Source organism: Paeniroseomonas aquatica (assembly GCF_030409335.1).
Classification (GTDB): domain Bacteria; phylum Pseudomonadota; class Alphaproteobacteria; order Acetobacterales; family Acetobacteraceae; genus Belnapia; species Belnapia aquatica.
Genome location: NZ_JAUFPN010000004.1, coordinates 1 through 2,854, shown reverse-complemented (window position 1 = coordinate 2,854; position 2,854 = coordinate 1). Strand labels below are relative to the sequence as shown.

General features: G+C 64.6%; 3 protein-coding genes and 1 pseudogene. 2 read left to right on the top strand and 2 right to left on the bottom strand.

What is annotated here, in order from left to right; genetic code table 11:
• Both QWZ14_RS00400 and QWZ14_RS00395 read left to right on the top strand, forming a co-directional pair.
• Positions 1 to 922, top strand: a pseudogene (locus QWZ14_RS00400) (restriction endonuclease subunit R); the annotation flags it as partial.
• Positions 923 to 1,190: 268 nt separating this feature from the next.
• Positions 1,191 to 1,709, top strand: a complete 519-nt coding sequence (locus tag QWZ14_RS00395) for a hypothetical protein (protein WP_290314566.1) — start codon at positions 1,191 to 1,193, stop codon at positions 1,707 to 1,709.
• 315 nt (positions 1,710 to 2,024) lie between these two features.
• Here QWZ14_RS00395 and QWZ14_RS00390 read toward each other — a convergent pair whose 3' ends face one another.
• Together QWZ14_RS00390 and QWZ14_RS00385 are read right to left on the bottom strand one after the other, a co-directional pair.
• A complete protein-coding gene (locus tag QWZ14_RS00390; RefSeq protein WP_290314565.1) occupies positions 2,025 to 2,393 on the bottom strand; it encodes a hypothetical protein in 369 nt (122 codons plus the stop codon).
• A gap of 226 nt (positions 2,394 to 2,619) precedes the next feature.
• On the bottom strand, positions 2,620 to 2,854 hold a 235-nt coding region (locus QWZ14_RS00385; protein ID WP_290314564.1), incomplete at its 5' end, for a transposase.

Below are 2,854 nucleotides of genomic sequence, written 5' to 3'. Positions count from 1 at the left end.
GGTGCCGGCTGCCCAGGCCGGCAGCATGGCGCTGGCGGTTTCCGACGAGCGTGGCGCCCAGGAGACCCTGGCGGCCTTCCGGCTGACGCCGGAGCCCTCGGTGCTGGTCACCGTCGCCATGGCCTACGAGGGGCTGGACGCGCCCGAGGTAGCGGTGGTGGCGGCGCTGACGCATGTCCGCTCGCGCCCCTGGCTGGAGCAGATGGTGGCCCGCGCCACGCGGGTGGACCCGCATGCCGGACCCTATGCGGCGCAGCGCGCCCTGGTCTTCCATCCCGATGACCCGCTGTTCGCCCGCTTCCGCTGGCGGATGGAGCGCGAGCAGGGCAGCCGGGCCGGGCCCGAGCCGCGGTCACCCCGCCAGCCGGCGCTCGACCTGCCGGACTGGCTGGAGGACGAGATCGCCGGGACGCGCCAGCGCCACGCCATCGTCCCGCTCGAGAGCAGTGCACTGGCGCTGCGGCTCAGCACCCTGCGGCCGGGACCGGAGTTGGCGGCCGGGCTGGTAGCGGCGCGGCAGCCGGAGCCGCAGGGGGACTTCCTGACGCCCTCCGGGGCGGAGCGGCAGCTGCGCCACCGGCTGAGTGAGCAGGTGGCGGCGCAGGCGGTGGAGGATGCGGCCGAGGGCGTCTCCGGGGCGGTGGCGCCGCCGCGCGGGGCGGGGCTGTACCATGCCTACAACGCGGCGCTGAAGCGCGCCCTCGGCGACAAGGCCCGCAACGAGATGACGTTGGCGGAGCTGGAGGCGGCGTTGGAATGGCTTGGCCGCAACCGGCTGCGTGAGCATCTGCATCTGCTGGAAGGCGACCACCGCTTCGGCTGGGCAACCCGCAACCGGCAGGGCTGGACACCACCGGTGGGGCGCGCCGCCAAGACAGGACCTCGCCGCAGGGCGGAAACGGATGGTCAGCGGATAGTGTAGTGAATGGGCAGCGTGCATTCAGCGATGGCACCCATTCGTCCATGATCGGTGCCCAGGTCGGCGCGGAGACAGCTGATGCATTGGACCGATCTGAGAATCGAACTTGTGGGTGGGGCTGACCGGAGCGGTGCCATCCTCGCTTTCAATGCTCTGATCCAGGCGGGATGGGCGTGAAAGCTAGACGAACAAGGAAGTTGCTGCGCGTCGAAGATTTGTACGATCTTGGCAGATGAGTGTTATGGCAGTCGATGTAGGAGAACAAAGCTAAATGGCGAAGTCAGAAACATCCGCTCCGCGCGGCACCAACAAGGTCATCAAGGCCTTTTTCGAGGCCTTGGATTCGACAGCGGATGCTGGCCGGTCGCAGGTCGCCAGAGCAGCGCTTGCCGCAATCCGCGAAAAGCTGACTGCCCGCAAAGACAAGGAGAAGGCCACCCGCCAAAAAGAGAAGGCCAAGTCAGCCCGTGGTCGGTCGGCGCCTGCGCCCCGCAAGGCAGCTACGTCGTCGCGTGCAACAAGTGCCGGTAAAACCGTATCTGCTGCTGAACCGGTACGCTCGAAAAGGGTAGCTGAGGCCTCTGCACCTAAGGCCACGAAGCGTGCTTCTCCACGTCGAGCCGCACCCACGACTGCTGAAGTACCTCCGCAGTCAAGCAAGGCTGTCACGCGCCGGTCCAGCACTCGGAAAAAGCCTGTATCAGAGGCGGCCCCGATGGGCTGCCAAACCGCGCAGGATAGCAATTCCACGAATGGCGTATCGCCTGATGGCAAGACCAACGCTGAGTAAGCCGAGCCTCAAACGGCCCATTTGTTGGAAAAGTTGAACTCGGCTTTGACCAACAGGCAGGACATGATCAGGATCTTGCCTGTTGGCTACCGCCAACCTTTTCTCGGTGCAGTGGCAGGCCCTATTGCTAAAATGCCCTACTCCAGCAGCTGCTTCATGCTGACTTGGAACAGCGTAGATGAGCGGCGTCTGCCTCGGTTAACCAGGACCCTTCCATCACTCAGGCGTTCACCGTCGACTTATCAAATTAAACGTGCTTGTCGCTTCCCGCGACAGCACCTGGCTTATCCGCTCTATGCTGCAGAGCCTGATTCATCAAGAGCAGACTGCCGACAGCCGCGCCAGGTACCGCGCTGCTCGTGCTCGTACGGCCTGCTGATCATCCTGGTCATCCGGCAGGGTGCAGCCAGCAAGCGTGATGGCGGTGCCAACAATGCGGGCTTCCAACGCCGCGATTGCCTCATCGCATGATTTCGACCTGGCATAGACGCGATCGGCAAGCTCGCCAGCCTGATCAATCTCCGCTTCGACCTGATCGCCATCGGTCAGCACCGAGCCGATCTCAGCCGATGGATCAGGTTCCTCGCCCGCGAGCATCGCCATGAGACCGATGGAGGCGACCAAGGTATGGACCGGGCCATCGTCACCACCACGAGCGGCGAAAGCTCCAAATGCCACGGCCATGGCTGCTTCGCCCAAAACATCCCCACCCTCCGCATCCAGCTAGCCGATGAGATCCCGATCATCGATGGCCCAAGGCGACCTTGGCGGAGCTGCTCGCCGAAGCGAGGCTACGCCACGCAGCATTCTCGGCCTTCCAGTGGCACCCCGATCAGCGGGTTCGGACGGTCGTGGAGCATGTAAGTGAACGACTGGGCCGCATGCTTGACAGGTTAGAAGCTGTACGCGATTAGAACCCCTGCTGCGTCTGGGTTTTGGCGACGAGCCGGCGTGCGATGATAGAGGTTATTGCAATCCAGATGTGCCCGGCAAAGAGGTCGGCGGCGCGGTCGTAGACGATGTTGAGGCGCCGGTAGCGGCTAAGCCAGGCGAACAGCCGCTCGACGACCCACCTGATGCCGTTCGGCAGGAAGCGCCCGTCCCGTGTGCCGCCACGCGAGATGGAGACGTGGATGTCATGCTCG